This window comes from Bacillus sp. RC51 (assembly GCF_044908115.1).
In the GTDB taxonomy this organism is placed as follows: Bacteria; Bacillota; Bacilli; order Bacillales; family Bacillaceae_G; genus Bacillus_A; species Bacillus_A mycoides.
Window position 1 is genome coordinate 263,913 of sequence record NZ_JBIYCW010000004.1, and the last position, 21,963, is coordinate 285,875.

The 21,963-nt window shown below is 32.1% G+C and carries 25 protein-coding genes; 20 read left to right on the top strand and 5 right to left on the bottom strand.

The features are described 5' to 3' along the window. The first annotated feature begins 29 nt into the window (after positions 1-29). The 3 genes from ABH959_RS11805 (at position 30) to ABH959_RS11815 (ending at position 3,624) form a co-directional block, all read left to right on the top strand. Complete coding sequence (locus tag ABH959_RS11805) at positions 30-836, top strand: DegV family protein (RefSeq protein WP_078176616.1); 807 nt, start codon at positions 30-32, stop codon at positions 834-836. Between the two features lie 146 nt (positions 837-982). After that, positions 983-2,206, top strand: a complete 1,224-nt coding sequence (locus tag ABH959_RS11810; protein WP_113936378.1) for a methyltransferase domain-containing protein — start codon at positions 983-985, stop codon at positions 2,204-2,206. Between the two features lie 113 nt (positions 2,207-2,319). Next, the gene (locus ABH959_RS11815) at positions 2,320-3,624 is read left to right on the top strand and encodes an MFS transporter (RefSeq protein ID WP_404492623.1); all 1,305 of its coding nucleotides are present in this window, start codon (positions 2,320-2,322) and stop codon (positions 3,622-3,624) included. Positions 3,625-3,829: 205 nt separating this feature from the next. On the opposite strand, the gene ABH959_RS11820 is transcribed toward ABH959_RS11815, so the two are convergent. Then, positions 3,830-4,699: an SDR family oxidoreductase gene (locus ABH959_RS11820; protein WP_404492624.1), complete on the bottom strand. Its 870-nt coding sequence runs from the start codon at positions 4,697-4,699 to the stop codon at positions 3,830-3,832. Between the two features lie 143 nt (positions 4,700-4,842). On the opposite strand from ABH959_RS11820, the gene ABH959_RS11825 reads away from it, so the two are divergent. Continuing rightward, positions 4,843-5,226, top strand: coding sequence for a winged helix-turn-helix transcriptional regulator (locus tag ABH959_RS11825; RefSeq protein WP_002085280.1), 384 nt, complete (start codon positions 4,843-4,845; stop codon positions 5,224-5,226). Between the two features lie 91 nt (positions 5,227-5,317). Here ABH959_RS11825 and ABH959_RS11830 read toward each other — a convergent pair whose 3' ends face one another. After that, entirely contained in the window at positions 5,318-6,016 is a 699-nt protein-coding gene (locus ABH959_RS11830) for a hypothetical protein (RefSeq protein WP_002085281.1), read from the bottom strand. Between the two features lie 507 nt (positions 6,017-6,523). Here ABH959_RS11830 and ABH959_RS11835 point away from each other — a divergent pair. Then, positions 6,524-7,324: a GNAT family N-acetyltransferase gene (locus tag ABH959_RS11835; protein WP_113936380.1), complete on the top strand. Its 801-nt coding sequence runs from the start codon at positions 6,524-6,526 to the stop codon at positions 7,322-7,324. Positions 7,325-7,370: 46 nt separating this feature from the next. Beyond that, positions 7,371-8,246 carry a glycerophosphodiester phosphodiesterase gene (locus tag ABH959_RS11840; RefSeq protein WP_113936381.1) on the top strand — a complete coding sequence of 292 codons (876 nt, stop codon included), beginning with the start codon at positions 7,371-7,373 and terminating at the stop codon, positions 8,244-8,246. A gap of 133 nt (positions 8,247-8,379) precedes the next feature. Here the strand turns inward: ABH959_RS11840 and ABH959_RS11845 are convergent, their stop codons facing one another. After that, positions 8,380-8,793, bottom strand: coding sequence for a magnetosome magnetite crystal formation protein family (locus ABH959_RS11845; protein WP_113936382.1), 414 nt, complete (start codon positions 8,791-8,793; stop codon positions 8,380-8,382). Between the two features lie 102 nt (positions 8,794-8,895). Then, positions 8,896-9,363 (bottom strand): DUF2306 domain-containing protein, encoded by a 468-nt coding sequence (locus ABH959_RS11850; RefSeq protein WP_113936383.1) that lies wholly within the window; start codon positions 9,361-9,363, stop codon positions 8,896-8,898. A gap of 171 nt (positions 9,364-9,534) precedes the next feature. Here ABH959_RS11850 and ABH959_RS11855 point away from each other — a divergent pair, with 171 nt between their 5' ends. Further along, positions 9,535-10,065 (top strand): DUF4269 domain-containing protein, encoded by a 531-nt coding sequence (locus tag ABH959_RS11855; protein ID WP_113936384.1) that lies wholly within the window; start codon positions 9,535-9,537, stop codon positions 10,063-10,065. A gap of 45 nt (positions 10,066-10,110) precedes the next feature. Here the strand turns inward: ABH959_RS11855 and pdxR are convergent, their stop codons facing one another. After that, positions 10,111-11,544 (bottom strand): MocR-like pyridoxine biosynthesis transcription factor PdxR, encoded by a 1,434-nt coding sequence (gene pdxR, locus ABH959_RS11860; protein WP_113936385.1) that lies wholly within the window; start codon positions 11,542-11,544, stop codon positions 10,111-10,113. A gap of 152 nt (positions 11,545-11,696) precedes the next feature. Between pdxR and ABH959_RS11865 the strand changes: the two genes are divergently transcribed. The 13 genes from ABH959_RS11865 to ABH959_RS11925 all read left to right on the top strand — a co-directional run bounded on the left by ABH959_RS11865 (position 11,697) and on the right by ABH959_RS11925 (position 21,907). Further along, positions 11,697-12,608, top strand: a complete 912-nt coding sequence (locus ABH959_RS11865) for a DMT family transporter (RefSeq protein WP_404492625.1) — start codon at positions 11,697-11,699, stop codon at positions 12,606-12,608. Positions 12,609-12,795: 187 nt separating this feature from the next. Further along, entirely contained in the window at positions 12,796-13,719 is a 924-nt protein-coding gene (locus ABH959_RS11870) for a nucleoside hydrolase (RefSeq protein WP_404492626.1), read from the top strand. A 77-nt stretch (positions 13,720-13,796) separates the two neighbouring features. Beyond that, positions 13,797-14,261 carry a GNAT family N-acetyltransferase gene (locus ABH959_RS11875; protein ID WP_002032392.1) on the top strand — a complete coding sequence of 155 codons (465 nt, stop codon included), beginning with the start codon at positions 13,797-13,799 and terminating at the stop codon, positions 14,259-14,261. Between the two features lie 261 nt (positions 14,262-14,522). Then, positions 14,523-15,092, top strand: a complete 570-nt coding sequence (locus tag ABH959_RS11880; RefSeq protein ID WP_113936389.1) for a DUF4256 domain-containing protein — start codon at positions 14,523-14,525, stop codon at positions 15,090-15,092. A 372-nt stretch (positions 15,093-15,464) separates the two neighbouring features. After that, complete coding sequence (locus ABH959_RS11885) at positions 15,465-15,911, top strand: NUDIX domain-containing protein (RefSeq protein ID WP_002013219.1); 447 nt, start codon at positions 15,465-15,467, stop codon at positions 15,909-15,911. Between the two features lie 199 nt (positions 15,912-16,110). Next, the gene (locus ABH959_RS11890) at positions 16,111-16,383 is read left to right on the top strand and encodes a heterocycloanthracin/sonorensin family bacteriocin (RefSeq protein WP_002013220.1); all 273 of its coding nucleotides are present in this window, start codon (positions 16,111-16,113) and stop codon (positions 16,381-16,383) included. 113 nt (positions 16,384-16,496) lie between these two features. Further along, the gene (locus ABH959_RS11895) at positions 16,497-17,525 is read left to right on the top strand and encodes a serine hydrolase domain-containing protein (protein ID WP_002013222.1); all 1,029 of its coding nucleotides are present in this window, start codon (positions 16,497-16,499) and stop codon (positions 17,523-17,525) included. A 31-nt stretch (positions 17,526-17,556) separates the two neighbouring features. Further along, a complete protein-coding gene (locus ABH959_RS11900) occupies positions 17,557-17,700 on the top strand; it encodes a hypothetical protein (protein WP_002013225.1) in 144 nt (47 codons plus the stop codon). Between the two features lie 278 nt (positions 17,701-17,978). Continuing rightward, complete coding sequence (locus tag ABH959_RS11905) at positions 17,979-19,187, top strand: L-lactate MFS transporter (protein WP_113936390.1); 1,209 nt, start codon at positions 17,979-17,981, stop codon at positions 19,185-19,187. Between the two features lie 189 nt (positions 19,188-19,376). After that, positions 19,377-19,820: an NUDIX hydrolase gene (locus ABH959_RS11910; protein WP_016101906.1), complete on the top strand. Its 444-nt coding sequence runs from the start codon at positions 19,377-19,379 to the stop codon at positions 19,818-19,820. Positions 19,821-19,850: 30 nt separating this feature from the next. Continuing rightward, complete coding sequence (gene dnaN / locus ABH959_RS11915) at positions 19,851-20,981, top strand: DNA polymerase III subunit beta (RefSeq protein WP_113936391.1); 1,131 nt, start codon at positions 19,851-19,853, stop codon at positions 20,979-20,981. Between the two features lie 22 nt (positions 20,982-21,003). Beyond that, a complete protein-coding gene (locus ABH959_RS11920) occupies positions 21,004-21,513 on the top strand; it encodes an NUDIX hydrolase (protein ID WP_113936392.1) in 510 nt (169 codons plus the stop codon). Positions 21,514-21,661: 148 nt separating this feature from the next. Then, positions 21,662-21,907: a hypothetical protein gene (locus ABH959_RS11925; RefSeq protein ID WP_113936393.1), complete on the top strand. Its 246-nt coding sequence runs from the start codon at positions 21,662-21,664 to the stop codon at positions 21,905-21,907. Positions 21,908-21,963: the final 56 nt, after the last annotated feature.

The following is a 21,963-nucleotide window of genomic DNA, read 5'->3' on the forward strand; positions in this document are numbered from 1 at the left end:
AAAGAGGAACAGAATAAGGGAGGAACAACATGAAGCGTGTTGCTTGGTTTACTGATAGTACAACTGCGAGTTTTACAACAGATGGTGATAACTTTGTTATCCCAATTGAAGTTATTATTGATGGAGTGTCTTATAAGGATTGTGAAGAAGGAGTTCATAAACGTCTTTATGAAGCGTTAAATGATGGAAGAACAGTTACTACTTCGCAACCTAATATAGGGGAAATGGTAGAATTATTTACTAAATGCAAAGAAGAATATGAAGAAGGCTTTGCAGTTGCTATTAGCGGAAAAGTAAGTGGGACCTATCAAAATATGAAGTTAGCTGCTGATATGGCAGGTTTCCCTTTAACTGTATTAGATAGTGAAACGACAAGTTATCCAATGGATGAACTTTTGAGAAAAGCTAAAACGTTATACAATGATGGTATGACTTTACAAGATATACATAAAACATTAGTAGATGAAAAAAGAAGGCCTTTTTATGTATTTCCAAAAAGCTTAAAAGGTTTATATGCAAGTGGTCGAGTAAAGGGAGTTCAATTTTTACTTGGAAGTTTATTAAGTGTCAACTTAATCTTAGAAGTAAAAGGCGGCGAACTTTTACTTGAAAAGAAAGTGCGTAAAATCCAAAAATGTAGAGAATACATTAAAAATGAACTTGAAAAAGAATTACCAAAAGTACTTCATATGTTCTATGCTAACGATAAAGATGGAGCTGAAGAATGGATTTCAGATATTAAACAATCATTTCCTGAAATGGATTTCAAACTGTATCCATTGCCGATTTCATTTGCTGTACATGCAGGTGAAGGTACAATAGCAATTAGTTATTAAGAGGAAAACCCGTGAATGATTCGCGGGTTTTTTTATTTTTTTCTACAATTACCCTATACTAGATAATTATATATAGATGGATAAAAGGATTTCCTACTATTAGAAAAGAAGTATTTATAAACAAATACTAAAATGGTAGTGATATTATGAAAATCGGAAAGTTTGGAGAAAAAAACAATATAAGTATAGATACAATTAGACATTATATGGATCTCGGACTAATTATTCCTGAAAAAAAGGGTGGCCATTATTTTTTTGATGAGTATTGTCAAAAAGATGTAGAGCTTATATTAGAGTACAAATGGCTAGGATTTAGTTTGAATGAAATTAAAAAACTTTTTCTTTATAAAAGTTTAGCAAAATCTATAAATTATGAAAAAGATACTTTTTACCAATCTTTATTTAAATTGAAATATGAAAAGATTGAACAAGAAATACAAATTTTAGAGGAAAGAAGAGATAAATTAAAGGTAGCGTTAAATGATTTATCTATAACAACTGAGATTTCTAATTCAATTTTAGGGGTAGATTTAAGGGTGCTTAATTTTCTTACATGTTTTAAGTGTAGTGGAAATTTAATTCTTCAAGATGGAATTATTAATAGTAATCAAATTACGGAGGGGAAATTAACTTGTAATTGCGGCGAAGAATATGTTATTAATTCAGGGATTTTAACAGCAGATAAATCGTTTGAAACGTCTGACAGGGCTTCTTTTGAAGATCCTATTTCAGATTATATCCATGCAACTGATTCTTCTTATTTGGAGAATATACATAGAATAGGAGAATGGGCGAAAAAGAAACTAAAACAACTAGATTTAAATGACAAGGTAATACTTGATATAGGATCGGGTCTTGGATTCTTTTTACGAAATATTTATGAAGAGCTGCCAGAGGATTGCTTATATATTGCTGTTGATCGAGATTTGAATAAACTTCTATTTTTAAAAGATGTAATTGAAAAAAAAAATTCCAAAAGAAACATTCTTTTTATTTGCGCTGATTTTTTAAGTATACCTATTCAGAACCATTCTGTTGATATTGTAATTGATCAGTCTGGTACAAGTAATTACAGTTTTGAGCATGAAAAATTTTTATTGCACGAATTAAACTATCTATTCAAACCTGATTGTTATTTATTAAGTTCATTTATTGTATTTAAAAATTTTAGCATAAATAGCCAAATTACAACTAGATTAAGAGATAATTTTACGTCTTCAAAAGTCAAGGAAGAAATCCAAAAGCTACAGTTTAATTCCATAGATGAAAGAACTTCAGAATATATAGAAAGAGGAGGAAAATACGAGGATTTCTTTGTTCAAGGAGAAGAAATTTATACATATGCATTTTTCGGAAAAAGATGGGGTTAACCCCATCTTTTTTAATTTTTCTTTTAAAAGTTTTTAATACTAGCATATTGATATTGGGTTGACCCGAGAACTTACACTGTACGTAATACAAAGTTAAGCGGGAGGGAAAAGTTATGGGGAGTTTACGATTACATTTACAAAATGAAAAAAGAAAACAAGAACTAAGAAATATTTGTCTCTATGTAATTGGGAAAACAGTATCAATATTTGGTAGCTCTATTTATAGTTTCGCATTAGGATTATATGTTTTACAAATAACCGGATCAGCATTAAATTTCGCAATTACACTCATTTTAGGAACGATTCCAATGATTGTTATGAATCCATTTGCCGGCGTAATCGCAGATAAGGTTGATAAAAAGAAGTTGGTTGTTTGTATGGATCTATTAAATGGAAGCTTATTAATCGCCGTTTATATAGTAAGCAGCAACTATAATTTAAACTTATTCATCATTTATACTACTACCTTTCTTATGTCGGTATTTACAACATTCTTTGGAATAGGGTTAGAAGCCGCAAAACCAAATATCGTCTCTGAAAAGAGGTTAATGAGTATTAACTCTATAAGTAAAATTATCGATTCTGTATCTTTAATTCTCGGTCCTATGTTAGGGGGCATCGTTTTTGCTGTCTTAGATATAAAAACTTTTATAATTATAAATGGTATTTCATTTATTCTTTCGGGCATATCCATATTGTTTATTCACTTTAACTTGTTCAAGTACAACATAAATGATGGATGTTCAAAAAGAGAAATTAATTTTATTAAAGATATAAAAGAGGGGTTTTCTTACTTAATTGAAAAGGAAAGCTTAAAGAATACGCTTAGTATTTTAACTTCACTTAATTTCTTCCTAGGTTTTGCTGTAACTGTTCCATTGCCATATATTATAAATACGGTTCTCAATCTAAGTTCTAAGCAATTTGGTATGATTCAAGGGACTTTTCCTGTAGGGATGATAATTGGTGCAATTTTAGTAAAAAAGATAACTGATCGTTTTTCTTACTCCTATCTTTTAAAAAAGTTAAGTTCAATGTTGGCAGTTTTTATGATTATTTCAGGAATTCCAGTTCTATTCAAAAGTTTTGAAGTAAATGATTTTGTATACGTTATTACGTATTGTGTTGTTATGTTCTTTTTAGGGCTAATAATAGCATTAATTGATATTCCTTTAATTTATTTCATGCAAAAAGAGATTCCTGATGAATATAGGGGGAGGGTACTCAGTATTGGATTAAGTATAGGTAAAATGATGCAGCCAATAGCATTGGCATTATCAGGATTATTATTAAATTATATCCCTGCTTACACGCTTCCAATTACAGGAGGGATAGTATTTCTTATTTTGAATAAGGCTTATTCAAATAAGTTGAACTTAGAAATTCATTCAAAAGATTATAGTGTTTTGCGTAGCTAAGTAAATTTGTTAAGTAACAAAAAGATGTTTATTTTGCAATAGAGTCCTTTAAAAAATAATAATGTTGTTTAAAAATCCTTCTTTAACTAAAGTGATAGATGGTCGAAGTAAAGGCAGTAATAAAGAAGTGCCATTCCTAATGTGGACTGGCACTTTGTAAGATACAAAATTTATTATTTGATCTCGGCTGTAGAATTTGATTTATCTATTTTGTATTTACTAATAAATGTGTTAATGCTTGCTTTAATGGTGTAGCCTGACGTTCTAATAAGAAATTTAAATGGGTATGTGTTGATTCTAATCCTCCTTCACGAATCCCTTTTTGAGTCATTACTAACATTGGAAGGTAGGCTTCAGGTACTCCAGCACCTTTTAACATTTCTTCATAAGAAGAGTCATCTACTTCTAATAAAGGAATTTCTTTACCTAATACTTCACTTAATGTATCAACAAATTGCTGTTGTTTTAAATTTTCACCAGAAAGTTCATAAATCTTATTTTTGTGACCATCAGCTACCAAAACATTCGCTGCCGCTTCAGCTAAATCCGGACGATATACCCAACCGATTTTCCCTTCTCCTGCAGAAGTCACCCAAGGGGCACCAGCCATACAGCTTTGAATTGTACCAAGTTCATTTTCTACATACCAGTTGTTACGCAGAATCACATAAGGAATACCTGATTCAATAATTGCTACTTCACGTGCTCTATGCATGCCTGCTAGGAAGAAGTCATTTCCTTCTGCTCTTGTAACACTTGGATAAATAATTTGTTTTACACCTGTTGCTTGGGCAGCTTCTACTGCATTTGTATGCTGACGTATAACTGTATCAAAGTCACCAAATGTTGACATGATGAATAAACGATCAACATCTTTGAATGCTGAAAACAAGGTTTCTTGATTTTCAAAATCCGTTACACGTACTTCTAAGCCTTGTTCTTTATAGCTTAGTGCTTTTTCAGACTTGTCATCACGTACACCAACAATTATTTCTTCAATTGATAATCTGGTAAGTAAATACTCAACAATTTTAGAACCTAAATTTCCGTTTGCACCTGTTACAAAAACTTTCATACAATCTCCTCCGTTACATACAGCGTTATTTTTGATTTTTGTATACATTACATATACTATTTCTTAAGAAGGATTTATGTAAGTAGGCACAATTTAATAACATAGTCATAAAAATAGTACTTAGCGAAAAAGGAGATTTTATTATGGCACGTTTTAGTTATCAAGATGAATCGGTTTCTGAAGAAACACAGCAAGAAATTTGTCCATTAACAGTTACCCAAAATGCAATTGCAGGAAGATGGAAAATCGTGATTTTGTGGCATTTAAGCAAAAATGAAATTATTAGGTTTAATGAATTATTGAGGATGTTACCTGGCATCTCAAAAGGAATCTTAACTAGACAATTAAGAGAGCTTGAAGAGGACGAGCTAGTACACAGAGAAGTTTATAAAGTTGTTCCACCAAAGGTAGAATATTCTTTAACAGAGCAGGGGGAAAAGTTTATACCTGTATTAGAAGCAATGCAAGCTTGGGGTAAAGATTTACTAAATAAAAAAATAGAGATGTATGAAAAGCGTCAGGACTAATAAATTATTAATACCTTCCTATTACCAATAGGAAGGTATTAAGTTCAAATTAAATACTGAACAATTTATTAATGTAAGTTGTACTGGAAAACTATCGTAATTCGGCTGTCTTTCTAATAACTATTTTATCAATATCATCTTCTTCATCACCAATAAATAATCCGCGCTCTTTTAAATATGTTTCGAAGTATAAATCTGCTTCTGCACGTTCATCATATGGCTTTACAGATAGAACGAAACCTAATTTATTTTGCTCCTCTAAATGAGAAGTGGAGATGTAAGCCGGTACATTGTGGCGTAAAAAGAGCTCTTTAACCGGAATAATCATATCTTTCATTAATTTCGTTAGCATACCCATTTCAAACTCAAAATTAAAGCGATCTATACTAGATAAATCCGCGAATACTACACCAATAAAACCTGTATTAAATACTTCTTGATATTCAATGTCTTCGTCACCATAAAAATTCTTTTCGATCAAATAATTTATAAAATAAGAAACACCATCACTTTGTTCAAACGGTTTTGTTGAAAGAACGAAGCCAATTTTCTGTTGTTTATGTAAATACACACATGACATGTATGCAGCGATATTATGTTCTTTAAATAATGCACTCGTTGCTCCAGATAGACCATCTAGTACGTGATGAACAATTTGAAGTTTTTTACGAGCGAAATAATAGGATTTCTTTTGTAACTCCAATGTATCAATAAAGACAGAGCCGATAAAGCCTGTATTTGAAATAATAGGTGTTTGCTTTTTTCTTCCTCTGCGCTTTGCTTGAGTCATTGTTAAAATCATCCCTTCATGTACAATTAAAATAAAAAGAACGTTTGTTCGTATATTTATATTTTACTATTAAAACGCTCTAAAGTAAAGGGTTTTTGATGAAAAAACAACAAAAAAGACACCTGTAAAAGGTGTCTTAAACGCTGTAGGGAAGAGGGTTCATCCCAACTATTTATATTAAGATACAGAAACAATCTCTTCTGTATCTTCTACATCTAAATGACAGTCCATAGTACGGACATCTTGATCCTCATGACTTCCGAAATAAATAGTAATTTTCATATGTATCGCTCCTTTATTCTAGGAATACCTAAAATAATTACTAGTAATGTTAATATTTATTATATACCACTTTTTTCATTCCGACAACGTTATATCATTTTTAATTCTTTTAGGGCGCAAAGAGTGATTTATAGAGATATTTTTATAGAAATAGGTACATTTCTTATATGTTATATTTAATACTGAAAGATTCGAATACGAATTTTTATGAAAGGAGCAAAATTAATGAATTATAAACAGTTACTAATAGATAATTTCACATATAAAACCTCATATATTGCGCGGCAGGTAAATGGAATGGATGTAAAAGAAACGAAGGATTACATTACTATCGACTCCGGATTACCTGCAGATACATTTAATATTATTACACTACTAAATAGTAATGTAACGGAAGGGATTGAGAAATTATATAAGGAGGTAGAATGCTATAATCAAAAGAAATTTCCAATGAGTGTTTGGTTTTGGGATGATAAACAAGAACAGACTATAAAAAGCGAATTAATCAAACTTGGTTTAAAAGAAGCAGAACAGAATATCGCGATGGTAGCAGACTTAAGAAAAATTCATCCAATAATAGACATTCCAGTAGGTTTTACAATACAAAAAGCAACATCGCCAGAACAAATACAACAATTTGGCGAAACGTTAGCGGCTTTATTCGGTACATCAGCAGAAGGTACTCACGTTCAAGCATACTATAATCAAATTTCTTCTTTAGATGTATGGAATAGCGATGACATGAAACTATACTTAGGTCTTTATAAAAGTGAGGTAGTATCTGTTGGCTCTTTAGTATGTACGAAAGATAGTGTCGGTATTTATGATATAGCGACTAAAGAAGAAATGAGAGGAAAAGGTTTTGGCTCTACTATGTTTAATTTCCTGCTGCAAGAAGCAAAACAATTAAAAAATATGTACTGCGTACTACAAGCTTCACCTGATGGAATTAACATTTATGAAAAATCTGGATTTAAAGCTGTAGGACAAATGACTGTTTTTGAAAACCAGCATTTATTTGGATAATTCATCCAAATAAAATTACTTTAAATATAGGAGTTAACATACCGTTATGAAAAAAATATCTCTAATTACACTCATATGCTTCTTTATGGTAATAAGCATCTTTGTTTTTCAGCAAATAAATGAACATAAATACATTAAAGCTACTAATACATTAAATCATATAAAAAACATTGCACATAGAGGTGCATCTGCATATGCACCAGAACATACAATAGAAGCTTACAAATTAGGACAACAATTAAAGGGAGACTATATAGAAATAGATCTTCAAATGACAAAAGACGGACGTTTAATAGCTATGCACGATGAAACATTGGATCGTACAACGAACGGTACTGGATTAGTAAGAAATCATACATTAACAGAAATAAAACAACTTGATGCAGGCAGCTTTTTCAATGAAAAATACCCCGATTTAGCAAAAGAAGAATTTAAAAATGCTAAAGTTCCAACACTAGAAGAAATTATTGAAACGTTTGGACATAATGCTAATTATTATATTGAAACAAAATCACCAGATGAATATCCTGGAATGGAAGAAAAACTATTAGAAATTATAAATCGCTACCAAATAAATGATAAAGCTATTATTCAATCATTTAGTGAAGAAAGTCTGCGAAAGATTCATAATTTAAATGCCAATATACCGTTAGTACAATTATTATCATATAAAAAAGCAGTTCAATTAACAGAATCAGAAATAGAAAAGTATAAAACATACTGCATGGGTCTTGGCATGAACTACAAATATATTGATGCAGCTTATGTTAAAAAAATAAAGAAATATGAATTAGAAGTTCACCCATTTACAGTAGATAATGAAAAAGATATGAAAAAATTACTTTCTTGGGGCGTCGATGGGATGTTTACTAATTATCCAGATCGTTTGCAGTCAATATTGGATTTAAAAAATCATAAGTAAAAAGAAGCCCCCGCTAGGAAATGATGTACAGCTGTTTTCCTGACGGTAACATAATTAAATACCTTGAGCCGAAGTTTAAATAACTATGCAAAAGAGAGACCAAAAAGAATCCAATAAAAATATTGGATTCTTTTTATTTAGTTCTATGCACCCATCGTGAAACAATAGGATAATGAAACTCTTTATTTTGTAATTCATATAAAATCCCTTTAAGTGGTCCTAAAATTACAGCAGCTAAAAATATTATATATAGTGGAATTGTTCCAAAAATAACAAATAAGGAATTTGTACTCAAGTCAATGTGTAATAAGGAAAGCATGAGTGTACGGACTACTACGAAGTTCCAAAGAAATACAGCGAGCCATACTCCAAATTGGAAAAGGGCTGATTCTAGATTCATTTCTTTTATACTTTGTGATTTGAAAACGAAATAAAGTATGAGCGGTATAAAGAAAAGTGTATTACCAAAGAGGAAAAAGGCCAAGAAAGATAATAAAGTAATTCCATGTATCGCTAGTTTAATGTTTTTATCTTGTGATAGTATCATTAAAATCCTCCTATATTTAATTTAGATGGTAAAAAACAATACAACCCATTATATCATAGGAAACATGGAATAAAAATGAAATAGAAAGTAATCAAAATGTAACTAATTTTTCCTCTGTTTTTTATATTTTTTTGATACACTGGCTACGAGAGGAATGCCAATTAAGGTAGGTAAAAACCAAAACCATATAGGCGGCAGTAAATTAATAATTGGAATATGAATGCCGACGTTTACTAAAAGCGCAGTTACGGCACCGATATAAGAGCCTAACATACCTCTAATATGGTGGCGAATCCAATTTTTCCAACGCTTTTTTCTTGCAAGGTAGCCATAAATCGCAAATGAATAAGAGAAAATTGCTACATAAAATAAATATGCGATTTTATCCCAGTTTATAATGGATAATAGTATTGCAGTAAGGGTGATGACAACATACGATGCATGATATATTTCGCCCCATTCCGTATGTTTTCCTTTCTTTTTTTGAGCAACCATCGCTACAATACCAGTAATTAAACATATGGTTCCAAATAATATGTGTATGGTCAAAAGAATGTTGAAAATGCTCATGAAAGTTCCTCCTTTTTTTTATAGTATTGCAGTATAGGAGAAAAGTTGAAAAATATAGTTAGTTCGGCTTAATATATTGAAATATAGGTACTCCTAGAACAAAATGGAATGATTAAATTTTTTCTCAAATTTAGTGAGACTAGTATTACGTTAAATGAAGGAGAGACTTCTATGTTTACATCTATTACATATTTACAATCTGGGAATGATAAGCAACAAAAAGTTTACGACGTTATGAATAAACTAAACATAATGGAGGATTTAGCTTTATATAGCCCTGTACTTTGCGGGACAATCCCTATTAGAATTGATACCCTTCATTCTGACTTAGACATTGTAATGGAAGTACATAATTATGATTTTTTTGAACAGGAAATTAGATCATTGTATGGCTCATACGAAGGATTTGAAATGAAAAAGAAAAACTTTAAAAATATCTTAACAATAAAGGTGAATTTTCAATTTGAAGGTTTTGAATTTGAATTATTTGGTCAACCGCGGCCAGTGCGTAACCAAAATGCATATAAACATATGATAGTGGAGCACATGCTATTAATGCAGCATCCCCATATTAGAAAAAAAATCATCCAATTAAAAGAACAAGGCATAAAAACAGAACCGGCTTTTGCACAAGTATTAAAAATTGACGGAGATCCTTATGAAGAACTTATTCTATTAGGACAGGAAATGAGATTGTGGTAAATAGGGTACACATAAAAATCCTCTTTATATAAAAGAGGATTTTTATTATGCCATTAACTTACGAATTAAATTACTTAATATATAAATACCTTGAGTAATTTGTTCAGAGGAAGCATATCCATACGATAAGCGTATGCACTGATCCGATTCTTCTTCATAAATACGTCCTGGGTTTAAAAGAACTCCCTTTGATAGTGCTTCTGAAAACAGTTTTTTCATTGGAATGTTAGGTACAACCGTTAGCCATATAAAAAATCCACCACTTGGAATATCCCATGTAGCAATATCTGCACAATACTTGTCTAAAGCTTGTAACATCATTCGTCTCCGCTCTTTCAGGTGGATCCTTACGTTCGCAACGTGTTCTTCATAAAATCCTTTACTCAACCATTCTGCAGCAACTCTTTGTGATAAAGAACTTGATCCATAGTCAGTTTGCATTTTTATGTCTGACAATCTCTCAATAACAGGCTCTGGCCCGATAATCCAGCCAATTCTAAGTCCTGGGCTAAGTGTTTTAGATAGACTGCCGATATATAAAACATGTCCATGTTTATCCATCGACTTTAAAGGTAGTGGCGGTATTTCATCAATCCATAATTCACGGTAAATATCATCTTCAATGATAGGCAATTGTTCTTTTTCGCATATTTTTAGTATTTCTTTTCTTCGATCCTTGGACATTAATACACCCGTCGGATTTTGAAAACAAGGAATCGAATATAAAATATTTTTCTTTTGACTATAATTAATTCTTCTTAACAAGTCATTAGGGATAATTCCATGTTGATCCATCTGTATTCCTGAAAGGTGAATATTAGCCGATTGAAATACGTGAAGAGAATATAAGTAAGAAGGTCGTTCAAGTAAAACAGTTGACTCTCTATGTAAAAGACCGATTGATATTAATTGTAATGCCTGTAATGCACCAGAGACTATTAATATAGAGCTTGGTGATGTATTTATTCCAAATGATTTTACATAATTACTTATTGCTTCACGTAAAGGGAAATATCCTTTTTGTTCTTCATATCCGAAATAATCTAGTTCCTCACATACGTTACGCATAATGAATTGCATAGTTTCTAACGGGAAAAGATGAGGTGCAAGTTCTCCTTTACTAAGATGAATCAATTTTTTATTTGCTTCTGCTTTATTTATTTCTCGTACCATTAACTTGTTTGGTTTATGAATACCAGCCTTTACATATTCACTCCAATCGGGCGGGGGATTGGTGGCTAATAATGACCATGTATTATTCGTTACAATTGTTCCTGACCCGATTTGCCCTTGAATTAAGCCATCTGCCATAAGTTCTTCTAGTGCGGTTATTACAGTACTACGATTTACATGAAATAATTTCGCTAACTGCCGCTGGCTAGGAACCTTACTTCCAATCGGCCATTCTCCGTATTCAATTTTTTCTTTCATATAGTCTATTATCTGCCGATATTTAGGCAGTTTTTTATCAGTAGACATATTAAAAACTCCCTCATTCATTTTAAAAATGCAAAGTGGTTGGTTTTTTCGAGGATTAACTGGTTGAAGACATTGTATCAACTATTAAATATGATGAAAAGAAATAATTGGTAATTAGAAAATGGCTGGTTTATTGGAGAGGGAGAGAAAATATGCATAATAAAAAATGGGATTTTCGTATTGTATGTGCTCACGCTTTTACGATTCTTATATGGGGAACAGCTTTTCCAGGAATTCGGATGGGGCTTGAAGCTTACACCCCTGAACACCTTACTTTGCTACGATTACTAATTGCTTCTTTGATTCTTCTTCTGTTTTCACTTATATACAAATTACGGTTACCTGATTTAAAAGATATTCCAGTAATTTTTATATTTGGCGCTCTAGGATTTACTATTTATCATATTGCACTAAACTACGGTGAACAGAGTGTAAATGCTGGACCTGCTAGTTTAATTATTTCAGTAACACCTATATTAACGGCAATTCTTGCTTCTGTTTTTATGAATGAAAAGATGAAATTAAATGGTTGGATTGGTGGTGTAATTAGTTTAGTAGGAATTGCTTTTTTATCATTAAGTCAAGGAGATTCCATTCAATTGAATAGTGGGGTATTACTAATATTATTAGCGGCATTTTCAGAAAGTCTATTTTTCGTTTTTCAAAAGTCTTATTTAAAAAAGTACGGCTTCTTACCATTTACAATATATACAATTTGGTCTGGTACTGTATGTATGCTTATTTTTTTACCAGGGATTTATCAAGAAATTGTAGCAGCTCCTATAGAAATTACTTTGAGCGTTATATATTTAGGTGTGTTTCCGACAGTCCTTCCATATATTGCATTAGCGTATATTACATCTCATGCTGGGGCTTCTGAAGCAACGAATTCTCTATATTTAACACCAGTTACTGCATGTTTTATTGCGTGGATATGGTTAGATGAGGTGCCAACCTTTGTTTCGATAATTGGAGGGATAATTACTATACTTGGAGTTGTGATTGCTCATTTAACAGTTAAAAAAGATAATTATAAGCAAATCGAGAGCGAAAAAGTACGGTAAGACATCCCTGCGAGTATTTGCAATTTGAATGCAAAATTTCGGATTAATAACAGGCTTTCAATTCTATAAATATAGTGGGGATAATCTATATTAAAATCAGTTAGTCCAAATATTTGCTTAGAACTGTATAGATTTAAATTATTTCCACATATACATAATTATCTTACCTATGAAAGGAGTGCATTTCTTGGAGAAGGTTTTATTTTTTGGAGACCCAGGTATTGATGATTCGTTTGCAATTATGTATGGCTTACTGCATCCTGAAATTGAAATTGTTGGTATCGTAACTGGATATGGAAATGTTGAACATATACATGCCGCTCATAATGCCGCATATATTTTACAGTTAGCAAACAGACAAGATATTCCTGTAATTAGCGGGGCAACAAAGCCACTTACAAATGAAATTACAACGTATTATCCTGAAATTCATGGACCAGAAGGATTAGGACCCATACATGTACCGGAAAGTGTGTTATCTATTCCGATATACAATTTTGGTAGTATTGCTGCGATTCTTGTAAAGTATGGAGAAGGTTTAACAATTGTCGATGTAGGAAGATCTACCTCGTTAGCGATTGCTTTTAATTTATGGAACGACTTGATGTTAAATGTAAAAGGAGTTTATTTTATGGGTGGTGTCTTTTTAGAAGCAGGGAATGTTACTCCATTAGCAGAGGCAAACGTGTACGGAGATCCTATAGCAAGTCAAATTGTATTTCAGCAAGCGAAAAATTTAACGTTATTCCCTTTAAATGTAACAAATAAAACAGTTTTAACCCCAAATGTATTTACTTATATTTTAGCTAATACAAAAAATCCATTTAAGCCGATTATGAAACCCATGTACGATTATTATTTATCAGCATACCAAAAACTCAATCCATCTATTGAAGGGCCATTATTACATGATGTACTTGCTATAAGCGGTTTAGTGAATCCTACATTTTTAAATTATACATCTCGAAAAGTGACTGTAGACATATGTGGCGAAACGAAGGGACAAACTTTTGCTGATTTTCGCCCACACTCTAAATCTGAAGGGGCGCGTATAGCGTTACAATTAGATGAGGAAAAATTTATTCAGGATTTTATGAAAATCATGTTATAAGTTGATGTCGAAAAAGGGAATCATTTCACTCCGTTGAATATAAAAGATAAATTCTCTTTTTAAAGGAGCTTAAAATAGTGAACGTCCAATTAAAAATTGTTACGAGAGAAAATTGGGAAGACGCATTAAAGTTACAAGTTAAAGAAAACCAAATACACTTTGTTCCGGCAGTGGCAGTATCACTTGCTAAAGTATACATAAAACCAGATGGTGAAAATGTCGAATATATTCCATTCGCTATATATGATGGTGATCTTATAGTTGGTTTTATTATGCATGCTTTTGTACGAGAGTCAACAGATATGTATTGGATTAACGGATTTATCATTGATGAAAAAGAGCAAGGAAAAGGATATGGAAAAGCAGCATTACAGGAAATCATTAACTTAATAAAAAATAACTTTAAAGAGTGTGAGGAAATTAGATTAACTGTCCATAAAGATAATATTTCTGCAAAGAAACTATATGAATGTTATGATTTTAAACCATTAGGAAATGTATATGACGGTGAGGAAGTATATCGCTTATTGTTGTTGAAATAAAGATGTACTGTTTTGAATAAAGTTATATCGTGTATTTATAGTGAAAAGGAAAAGAACATCTAGAATTGAAAGATCGATTAAGAAACTGTTTTGAAACAATAAGTTGTTCCGTTAAAGGGCCATATTGCGGAGAATTGGTTGTACTAATTCATATAAATTATCGCAAACTCAATTCACGCAATTATTTAAACATTTTATTATAAAACAGTATTTATATATACTTAAACTATCATTAATAAAAACATCAATGGAGGAACTAATATGAAAGAAAGCAATAAAAAAAAGTTGTCACTAGAGCAACGTGAAGAATTACTACAAACATTGAAAGATCGTTTTGAGAATAATATGAACCGTCATAAAGGTTTAGAATGGGCTAATGTTCAAGAAAGGTTGGATGCTAATACTGAAAAGTTGTGGTCGCTCAACGAAATGGAACGAACTGGTGGCGAACCTGATGTTGTTGATTTTGATAAAGAAAAAGGCGAATATATTTTTTATGATTGTTCAGCAGAAAGTCCTAAAGGTCGTAGAAGTGTTTGTTACGATCTTGAAGCGCTAGAATCAAGAAAGAAACATAAACCAGAAAATAACGCTATTGATATGGCAACTACCATGGGTATTGAACTATTAACGGAAGAAGAATATCGTACATTACATAATCTTGAAAATTTCGATATGAAGACGTCGAGTTGGGTGCAAACACCTTCTGATATTAGAGAACTTGGCGGTGCCCTTTTTTGCGATTATCGCTTTGGACACGTCTTTGTGTATCACAATGGGGCAGAATCTTACTATGCCGCAAGAGGCTTTCGTGGTTCGTTAAGAGTCTAAAATTTGTACAGGCAGGTAAATTTGAAGTAGAGAATAGATTTGCTTAGGGAATAGTAGTGATTGCATACTTTAGCTACGGCTTCGATTTTGAGGCCGCAAAGAATAGGGCTAATCAAACCTTATTGTAAAAGAATGAATCAACTAAAAATATTAAGAGTATGTTTTGATAATTTTCTTCATAAACATACTCTTTTTTAGAATCGTTTATCAAAATTATTAGTTTTAATTAACGTATAAACGAGAACTTGTAAAAGGTACTCTTGCAATTATCAATGAAATTCACCCATATGAAACACCTATGATTTATATTATCCCGCTTTTAAATGAAAATTTTCGAGCAAGTATAAAGTGAATGATTAGGAGGAATACAAAATGAAAAGTAAATTCCATCATATTGTACGAGCTATCATGATACAAGATGAAAAACTACTAGTTGCTGAATACATAGGCCATCACTATTTTTTACCCGGTGGTCATGTGGAAATTGGGGAATCAGCAGAGAATGCACTAATAAGAGAGTTACGAGAAGAACTTGGAGTAACTTGCAGTATAAAACAATTTTTAGGCGTCATAGAGAATCAATGGCAAGCCAAAGAAACCCTCCACCATGAAATTAACCACATTTTTGAAATAGATTCAAATGAGTTAAAATCCGATTTCACTCCAATATCTAAAGAGTCCCATTTAGCATTTCACTGGATTGATTTTAATAAAGAAAATATAAATTCCTATACAATAATGCCGACACCTTCAGTAAAAGAATTACTAGAAAGAAAATTAAGTGATGAACTATTAACTTGCTGGATTAGTAACTTTTAATTGTCTCTATTTATATTAATTCCGTCCACTAAAAGAATATAAAGAAAATAGGCTCATAAACAAGGTACATCACCTAGTGTAAAGTCATATTTTGTTGATGTACGCATTTAGTCTATAGCCTTATTTCTACTTTATTTTTAAAAGTAAATAAACTCGAAAATTTGGACGGAATTTACATTTGTAAATGGAGGGTTTCATAATGAATGAGTTTCAACAAGAACTACAAGCGTTAAACCTTAATGCTTATCAACCTGGTAATGTTGTGTATTGGGATCAGCAACAAAATCAATATCCATATTACTACATTCAAGACGATGCACGTCGTTGTGGCGGATGCGGTGGCGGCGGACGTTGTGGCGGTGGCGGTTGTGGTGGTCGCTGTGGTGGTTGTGGCGGCGGACGTTGTGGCGGTTGCGTAGGTTGTGTTGGTTGTTTCAGCTGTTCTAATTGCTGGAACTGGTGGTTTATTTAAGTATTATAGATCTATAATATTTCACATGAAAGAAAAGTGCAGATGCAAAGTTATAATGTATTGAAACTTTTCTTTCATGCTGTTATTTTTATATGTTTTAGGGGGATATTTATTTGTACAAATATGAAAAATTAATTTCATGGGTAGAAAGCATTAAAGAGACCAATCAAAGTTCTGCGGCAGCACTTTGTATTATGAAAGATAATAAGATTGTACTAGAGCATTATAGTGGAACGCATTCAAATACTCCTACTAGTAAAAAAGTAACCATATCTTCACAGTTCAATGTCGCTTCCGCAAGAAAAAGCTATTTAGGATTAATGGTAGCTTATGCAGTTTATGAGGGGGAAATAAAATCACTTGATGACGAGGCAGTAAATTATTTTGAAAAACATGATCCTTCATTACTCGGTAAGACAACGATAAGACATTTAGTAACTCATTCACACGGTTTAAATGAAACCGATGAGGGGACAGTTTTTCGTGAATTTGAACCGGGACAAGCTTGGGCGTACAGAGATATTAATGTAAGAATGGTGACGCAGCTTATTTATCAGCTGTATAATAAGAGTTTTCCTGAATTACTAAAGGAGCGTGTATTCCTACCTGCCAACTTCAATGAAACTGGATGGAGAATAGAACATGATGAAAATTTAGTTAAGGTTATTGTAAATCCAAATGAAGATGCAATAAGTAGTGTTGGTGCAGTAGATGACGGCTCCGAGAAAAATCTTTTTGTCTCCGCGAGAGAATTTGCCTACTGGGGGAACCTGCATTTAAATAAAGGGTTTTTAAATGGTAAACAAATTGTGCCAAAAGAAGTTATAGCACTTGCTACGAGCTTACAAAGTCCAGAGTATACAAATAAAGAACTACCTCAAAACGGGTTGTTTTGGTTCGTTCAAAATGAACCTGCTTTATTTAGCGAACTTGGTGAGCGAGTTCCTAAAGGTTCCTATCAAATATTAGGAATTACAGGACCAACGATATTAGTCATTCCAGAATATAATGTCGTCGTTGCTAAAATGTACAATAAAAGATACAACTATGGTGGGGATAATTATTTATATTATTTACGTGAATTTAGCAATTTAGTCGCTGATACATTTAGTAGCAGTAAAAATAATATGGTTAGGGTATAACTACTCCTATAATAAAAAGGAGTGAACTTTAATGAAAAATGAAGTGAATAAAAATAAAAAGCAAAATATAAAGGATGTAAACACAGAACAAAACGCGATTTATAGCGATCCGAAAGATGCAGCTAATATGCAAACTGTACCGCAGCCGAAAGACTTTGAGGAAATTGAATATTAATTTTCTCTCCGACTTATTTATGAAAGAAAAATACGTCTTAAGTCTCATCACTTTCAGCAAATTATTTGATAACATATATACATAAGCATTCGAAAATGTCTTATCTTAACAAAGCTTTCTTTAAATGCTGTATATAACCTACAAAAAGGCACTTCTTGATGAAGTGTCTTTTTGTGTAAGCTAACTCAATTTCCATTTTCCGTACAGTATCTTGCAATTTATCATGGATATACTAACTGTGAAAATTCATGTCATGATAAAAGAAGGGGACAGTTAGCATGAAACAAACATCTATAAATCCATTGCTAATTGTTCTAGGTACAATCATTGTTCAAATTGGCCTAGGAACAATTTACACATGGAGTTTATTTAATCAACCCCTTGTAAGTAAGTTTGGATGGAATCTCAATTCAGTCGCGATCACGTTCTCAATTACGAGTTTTTCTTTATCATTCTCAACTCTATTTGCAGGAAAGCTACAACAAAAATTTGGACTTCGTAAACTTATCGCTACTGCAGGAATTGTTTTAGGACTCGGTTTAATACTTAGTTCACAAGTTTCCTCATTACCATTACTTTATTTATTAGCCGGTGTTGTCGTTGGATACGCTGATGGAACAGCATATATTACATCACTATCTAATTTAATTAAATGGTTTCCAAACCGTAAAGGGCTTATTTCTGGTATATCTGTTTCAGCATATGGAATGGGAAGCTTAATTTTTAGATATGTAAACGGAAATCTTATCGATAGTCTTGGTGTATCACAAGCATTTTTATATTGGGGTATTATCGTCTTACTTTTAGTATTAATCGGATCGTTCTTCTTACGTGAAGCAATTGTAAGTAACACTACGGCTGAAACATTACACAATGACTATACTCCGCGTGAAATGATGCGCACTAAACAAGTATATTTCTTGTTTTTTATGCTATTCACTTCCTGTATGGGTGGTTTATATTTAATCGGTATGGTAAAAGACATTGGGGTGCAGCTCGTTGGTCTTAGTACAGCGACGGCCGCTAATGCCGTCGCAATGATTGCAATCTTTAATACAATAGGTAGAATTATTCTTGGAACGTTATCAGATAAAATAGGTCGATTAAAAATCGTCTCGGCTACATTTATTATTATTGGATTATCCGTCTTCACTTTAAGTTTTATTCCACTAAATTACGGGATTTATTTTGCTTGTGTAGCAAGTGTCGCCTTTTGCTTTGGTGGTAATATCACTATATTCCCAGCCATTGTCGGGGATTTCTTCGGATTAAAAAACCATAGTACAAACTACGGGATTGTTTACCAAGGTTTCGGATTTGGTGCACTTGCAGGATCATTCATTGGAGCACTACTTGGAGGGTTTCAACCAACCTTCATTACAATCGGTGTTTTAAGTATTATATCATTCGTTATCTCTATATTAATTCGCCCTCCAAATGCAGAAAAGAAGAAGGAAATAAAACAGTTAAATCGAAAAATAGCTTAATGCTAAGAAAGAGTCCTTATGCTAGGGCTCTTTTTCATTACAGCATAATGTATAAACAATGGATGCCATTCAAAAAATCTAATTCGTTTCGTATTAGTTATTTACTCAAATTACTTTTTATGAATCCAAGCAATTTAATGATAGAATAAAATAAAGACAGAAAATTCTCACCATTCAAGGGGGTTACATATGAAAAAAGTAAATGTTACATACGCACTTCTATATGATGAAACTCATGAAAAGCTATTAATGGTTAAAAACAAAGGGGAAAATGGTTCTTATTACACTTTACCAGGTGGAGCAGTTAAATTCGGGGAAACGTTAGAAGAGGCAGCAATTCGTGAAGTGAAAGAAGAAACAGGGCTAGATATATCCGTAAAAGGGGTTTGTTCCATTAGTGAAGCCTTTTTTGAGGAGAGAGGACATCATGCAATCTTCTTTAATTTTTTAGGAGAAATAATCGGAGGGGAAATCTGTATATCACGGCCAAAAGAGATTGAGGAGATTACCTGGATGGAATTAGATTCAGCAGAACCTTATTTACGTATACCAGAACACTTAAAAAGCCTTTTACAAAAGAAAGAAACAGTTCCTTATATTTTTAATGGAACTATTATTCATCAATCTTCATAAAGATAGTATTTCATTTAAGGCGGGGGAAAAATGGAGTTTATCGTTAATCACAAACAATTTACACAAGCTCTTTCAGAAGTAAGTAAAGCTATCTCAACAAAAACTTTAATTCCTATATTATCCGGAATAAAGATAACAGCAGATCAATCTGGAATTACTTTAATCGCAAGTAATTCGAATATTTTCATTGAAAAATTTATACCTATTTCAATTGAAGACGAACAAATTACAACTATTTTAAAAGCAGGGAGTATTGTTGTACCAGCAAAGTATTTCATTGAAATTATTAAGAAAATGCCAAGTGAGATTTTAATAAAAAGTATGAATGAGCAGTTGATTACAATTCAATCAGATGAAATTACTTTAAACTTAAATGGACTCTCGGCAAATGAATTTCCTAATGTACCATTTTTAGACGCACATACAGAAATACAAGTAGAAACGGAACAGCTGATTGAGGTATTCAAACAAACTGTCTTTGCAACTGCTAAAAATGAATCTAGACCAGTTCTTACTGGCGTACATTTCGTTATTGATCATAACAAATTAATTTGTGCTGCTACTGATTCGCACAGACTGGCTTTACGTGAAATACCCATTTCTTCACATGCGAAATTAAATTGCATTGTACCAAATTCGACTATTAGTGAACTACTAAAATTAATGAACAGTAATTCAAATTTAGTATACATATATCTTTCAGAGAGTCACATTATTTTTAAATTCAGTACAATTACGTTGTATTCAAGGCTTATTGAAGGAAAATATCCTAATATATCCGTCCTAATTCCAAATGAATCCCAAACGGTTATTAATATAGATAGAAAAAAGATTTTACAAGGTGTAGATCGGTCAAGTTTATTGGCTAGTGAATGGGCAAACAACAACGTTAACTTAGAAATCATCGACGAATGCACGATACAAATCTCTTCTAACGCTTCTCAGATTGGTAAAATATCTGAGACACAACAAATAGATGCTATTCACGGCGAAAAGCAATTAAATATATCTTTCGATGGACGATATATGGTCGATACTTTAAAAGCAATAAAAGAAGATAGAGTTACTTTAAGTTTTGGCGGTTCCATGAGACCGATATTAATTGAAGCAGGTGAACAATCTGCAGCAGTATATTTAATATCGCCTGTTAGAACTTATTAAGAACAAAGGAAGGAATTAAATTATGTACAAGCACACTTTATGTTTTATAAAAAGAAATGAAGAAATACTTATGCTAAATAGAGAATATGATCCTGTAAAAGGATTATGGAACGGTGTAGGAGGGAAGATAGAAAAAGGAGAAACACCGTTAGAAAATGCAATTCGTGAAATAAAAGAAGAAACAAATATAGATGTTGAACAAAATCAAATTCAATTTAAAGGCATTATTAAATGGGAGGATTCCTCATATTCTGGTGGCATGTATGTCTATTTAGTAGAGCTACTTAATGAATTTACATATCACACTCCAAAAAAAGTCTCAGAAGGAATTCTAGATTGGAAAGAGGTATCTTGGATTCTAAGTGACTATAATTACGGCGTAGGAGAGGTGATACCTAAATTTTTAACTGAAGTACTTTATAATGAATTAATATTAGAGCACTCTTTCGTTTTATCAAATCATAAATTAGTAGAATATAAGAATAAAGAATTAGCTCAGCAGAACAGCCCAATAGATTCAATACATAAATGAGTGTAAGCAGTAACAGAAAATAGCTAATGTAGTCGAAGTGAAACTAAAGATAAAATTTAACGTGAGGGAGAGTATTTTAAATAGCGGGAAAGCAAATATAGTAAAGTAGTAATTAGGGGAGATTAGTATGTAATAGAAGGAGGAGCTCATGAAAAAAGGAAATCACTTATTTTGGATATATATAACTAGTGTTACTATTATAATACCCTTAATTATTTACTTAGCATTGGCAACCTCTAGCAAAAAAGATACTCTTACTCAAGTGAAAAAATCCCCCAATATCCCATCTGCTATTCAAGATTCAAACGATATAGAAGACCCTACAGGATATTGGACAACAGAAAAGATGAAAAATGCAATTCCAGTAGATAAAACAAAAAATTTTAATAGATGAGTCATAAATGAATAAAAAGCGAACCATCAATATTAAATCGGTTCGCTTTTTATTAT

Coding starts and splice junctions, on each gene's coding strand:
- ABH959_RS11805 (WP_078176616.1), top strand. CDS start 30: ATGAAGCGTGTTGCTTGGTTTACTGATAGTACAACTGCGAGTTTTACA.
- ABH959_RS11810 (WP_113936378.1), top strand. CDS start 983: ATGAAAATCGGAAAGTTTGGAGAAAAAAACAATATAAGTATAGATACA.
- ABH959_RS11815 (WP_404492623.1), top strand. CDS start 2,320: ATGGGGAGTTTACGATTACATTTACAAAATGAAAAAAGAAAACAAGAA.
- ABH959_RS11820 (WP_404492624.1), bottom strand. CDS start 4,699: ATGAAAGTTTTTGTAACAGGTGCAAACGGAAATTTAGGTTCTAAAATT.
- ABH959_RS11825 (WP_002085280.1), top strand. CDS start 4,843: ATGGCACGTTTTAGTTATCAAGATGAATCGGTTTCTGAAGAAACACAG.
- ABH959_RS11830 (WP_002085281.1), bottom strand. CDS start 6,016: ATGACTCAAGCAAAGCGCAGAGGAAGAAAAAAGCAAACACCTATTATT.
- ABH959_RS11835 (WP_113936380.1), top strand. CDS start 6,524: ATGAATTATAAACAGTTACTAATAGATAATTTCACATATAAAACCTCA.
- ABH959_RS11840 (WP_113936381.1), top strand. CDS start 7,371: ATGAAAAAAATATCTCTAATTACACTCATATGCTTCTTTATGGTAATA.
- ABH959_RS11845 (WP_113936382.1), bottom strand. CDS start 8,793: ATGATACTATCACAAGATAAAAACATTAAACTAGCGATACATGGAATT.
- ABH959_RS11850 (WP_113936383.1), bottom strand. CDS start 9,363: ATGAGCATTTTCAACATTCTTTTGACCATACACATATTATTTGGAACC.
- ABH959_RS11855 (WP_113936384.1), top strand. CDS start 9,535: ATGTTTACATCTATTACATATTTACAATCTGGGAATGATAAGCAACAA.
- pdxR (WP_113936385.1), bottom strand. CDS start 11,544: ATGTCTACTGATAAAAAACTGCCTAAATATCGGCAGATAATAGACTAT.
- ABH959_RS11865 (WP_404492625.1), top strand. CDS start 11,697: ATGCATAATAAAAAATGGGATTTTCGTATTGTATGTGCTCACGCTTTT.
- ABH959_RS11880 (WP_113936389.1), top strand. CDS start 14,523: ATGAAAGAAAGCAATAAAAAAAAGTTGTCACTAGAGCAACGTGAAGAA.
- ABH959_RS11885 (WP_002013219.1), top strand. CDS start 15,465: ATGAAAAGTAAATTCCATCATATTGTACGAGCTATCATGATACAAGAT.
- ABH959_RS11890 (WP_002013220.1), top strand. CDS start 16,111: ATGAATGAGTTTCAACAAGAACTACAAGCGTTAAACCTTAATGCTTAT.
- ABH959_RS11900 (WP_002013225.1), top strand. CDS start 17,557: ATGAAAAATGAAGTGAATAAAAATAAAAAGCAAAATATAAAGGATGTA.
- ABH959_RS11905 (WP_113936390.1), top strand. CDS start 17,979: ATGAAACAAACATCTATAAATCCATTGCTAATTGTTCTAGGTACAATC.
- ABH959_RS11910 (WP_016101906.1), top strand. CDS start 19,377: ATGAAAAAAGTAAATGTTACATACGCACTTCTATATGATGAAACTCAT.
- dnaN (WP_113936391.1), top strand. CDS start 19,851: ATGGAGTTTATCGTTAATCACAAACAATTTACACAAGCTCTTTCAGAA.
- ABH959_RS11920 (WP_113936392.1), top strand. CDS start 21,004: ATGTACAAGCACACTTTATGTTTTATAAAAAGAAATGAAGAAATACTT.
- ABH959_RS11925 (WP_113936393.1), top strand. CDS start 21,662: ATGAAAAAAGGAAATCACTTATTTTGGATATATATAACTAGTGTTACT.